This window comes from Paenisporosarcina sp. P4_E4_2, assembly GCF_056401595.1.
In genome coordinates, this window is record NZ_JBFUJC010000392.1 from 1 (window position 1) to 2708 (window position 2708).

The window sequence follows — 2708 nt, forward strand, 5'->3', positions numbered from 1 at the left end:
AAGTGTTCTGTAAGCATTTGTGCAAATTCACGCAGTATTTCTTTATGTTCATCTTTAACAGCTTCATCAGAGAAATATGTAGCAGAGACATAGTTTACACGCTGTTCATCTTCTTCATAAATTAAATCTGGAATTTCAAAATCATCAAATGTGGCAGGTCGAAATTCATCTAAAATGGCTAAAGCATAATGTTGGTCGCCAATTCGAATATCCCACACTTCAAAGTCCCTTAATCTAATTTTACGTTCAAAATAATCAATCACACTTATACGTCCCCTTTCAATTTTTTTAACTGCTGATAATCAATCAAAATTACATCTTCTTATTCAACTATTCTGCCCCGTTAGTTAAATAAAAAGAGCTGCCTTAGCAACCCAATGATATTGAACTAAAGTACCTTGTTGAAATAGAAATTAACTTTCCGATGTTTGTTTGATTTCTATTAACTCCCATTGCCCATCAGTGTACTGCATTTTACCTTCAACAGTTACCACATCTTCATCTGACCTATACTTTGAACCCTTGAAGTTAGCAAATTCAGCGTCTTGGTAAAAATTAATTTCCTCAATTGTTAATAGAATACCAGTTAACGTATTTGAATCAGCATCAAATAAATTCTCTTCTCTTAATTCATCTAAAGTTAAGTCCAAAACTTCAACTTCGTCCGGAGATTTGAAGAAAGTTTTTACTATTTGTTTTTGCTCCTCTCTCAAACCATTGATATTACTCAAATCAATAGATATATATTCAATATCGTTATTTAATGATTCTTCTTCATTCATAAGTGATTCTAACAAGAGGGTATAGGCTTCTTCAGCATTTTGGGACACGACCTTAACATTATTATTACTACATGCAGAAACTAATAAAGTTATTAATAAAAGTAAGAAATATTTACTTTGCATCTTTTGTTCCCCTCTCTGAATTGGTCTTGTTTAAATATCGCCGGTAATGTGGTATTAGTTTGAAGTTCATTTCCTAAATTCGAAGTCCTTCACCCTCTGTGGTATAAATGCTAATAAAACAATTACTAATAATGCCATTAACACCTTTATAAATGTTTTCAAATACATCCCCCTTAAGTGACAGGAAAATTCAAACCATTTATTAATACGTTTCTTTATCCTAAAAGTTCCAATTCCTTATTCAACTAACCTGCCTCGTTAGCTCAATAAGAAAAGGGCTGATAATCAGCCTGATGATCTTAACTAAAGCACCTGTTAGTTGAATTATGCACGAGGAAGACTAGCCTCCAAACATTCTGTAAATGTGATTGTCCTTAAAAATTGATTTAGCCGTCTACGATGAAAACCATTTAATTGCATAACGATAACCAGCTAACTTCGTTGGTATGAAAGGGATGACAAAATTCTTGTCATCCCTTTCATACCAACGATAATAATCTTGGCTAGGATTATGTTAGAATTCTTTAGATAATATATTCGAAGGGAGAAAACATTATGGAAATCGGATCGAAATTAAAAAAAGCTAGATTAGAAAAAAAGCTTACTCAAGAAAATGTAGCAAATATACTAAATGTTTCCCGATCCACTATTTCTAGTTGGGAAGTGGGAAGAAGTTATCCTGATTTAGATAACTTAGTATCTATTAGTAATTTGTATGATGTTTCTCTTGATAATCTATTACGAGAGGATTCTAAAATGGTCAAAAAACTTTCTTTAGATACTAAACAGAAAAAAAGATTTGAAATTTTAACAGCATTATTACTCATTTTTRTTGGCATTATATTTGGTTACATGTTCATGCTATCAACGACCATCAAAACGGGTGTAGATATTTCGCTCAATGGAATCGAAATTTTTGATATTACACTTTCAAGCGTTAGTCAAAATGATGCGGATACCGCAATCACTTTTAAAGCGACATCAGAAAATATATTTTATCGGATAGAACCTGAATTTGCTTTAGTCTATGTGGAAGATGAATCAATTTATATAATTCTAGATACAATATTTGATCCTTTCTCAATTGTAGCAAACAAAGAAACACCACAAAGTAACTCTTTCATGGCTCCAGACTCATTTTCAGACGAGACAAAAGTTTATTTGATAGAAGATGTCAAAGAAGGAAACATGAAATTACTTGGTACCCTTGGAAATCTTACCAAGTAATTTAAAACAACTAAAAAACAGTAGCTAAAACGGACGGTTTTTACTTACTGTTTTTTGTTTTTTTCTAATAACTAGTGTTATGTCAGCCTGTCATTCAACTACCGTTAATCCAAATTCTTATTCAACTAAACTGCCCCTTTAGTTAAGAAGAAAAAAAGAGCTGTATGCACAGCTCAACAATTTTTTACCAAAGCCTCCGTTAGTTCAACAAGAAAGAAGCATTGTATGTTCCCACTACGACATAAAAAGCCAGCAAATCTCTGCTGACTTAAAGACCTCTTTTTGAGTTAATTCAGTCGTTACTTCAATAAGAATATTATAATTTCTTTTCCAAAAAGGTTAGAGATATATTTTCATTTACTGTGATTTCTTTAATATTTTCGAAATCATTCTTTTTATAAAAACTTACTGCTGGAGTATTTTTAGAGCCTGYCGCTACTTTTATTTTTTCAGCTTCGAAATTTCTTATTACATAATCTAAAAGTTTCTGAGCAATCCCTTTTCTAAAATGGGTTGGATGCACAATTAGTCTGTGTATATCAACAACATTATCTTCTACTTCCAATGATATTGCAC

The 2708-nt window shown here is 31.7% G+C and carries 4 protein-coding genes; 1 reads left to right on the plus strand and 3 read right to left on the minus strand.

The window, feature by feature from the left end; translation table 11 throughout:
• Positions 1–263, minus strand: a 263-nt coding sequence (locus AC1DSB_RS17590) for a hypothetical protein (protein WP_477587237.1), incomplete at its 3' end; no start/stop codon positions are given.
• Positions 264–413: 150 nt separating this feature from the next.
• Entirely contained in the window at positions 414–905 is a 492-nt protein-coding gene (locus AC1DSB_RS17595; RefSeq protein ID WP_477533047.1) for a peptide ABC transporter substrate-binding protein, read from the minus strand.
• 555 nt (positions 906–1460) lie between these two features.
• Here AC1DSB_RS17595 and AC1DSB_RS17600 point away from each other — a divergent pair.
• Entirely contained in the window at positions 1461–2132 is a 672-nt protein-coding gene (locus tag AC1DSB_RS17600) for a helix-turn-helix domain-containing protein (RefSeq protein ID WP_477587238.1), read from the plus strand.
• 316 nt (positions 2133–2448) lie between these two features.
• Here AC1DSB_RS17600 and AC1DSB_RS17605 read toward each other — a convergent pair.
• A partial coding sequence (locus AC1DSB_RS17605; RefSeq protein ID WP_477587239.1) for a GNAT family N-acetyltransferase occupies positions 2449–2708 on the minus strand: 260 nt, incomplete at its 5' end.

Coding starts and splice junctions, on each gene's coding strand:
- AC1DSB_RS17595 (WP_477533047.1), bottom strand. CDS start 905: ATGCAAAGTAAATATTTCTTACTTTTATTAATAACTTTATTAGTTTCT.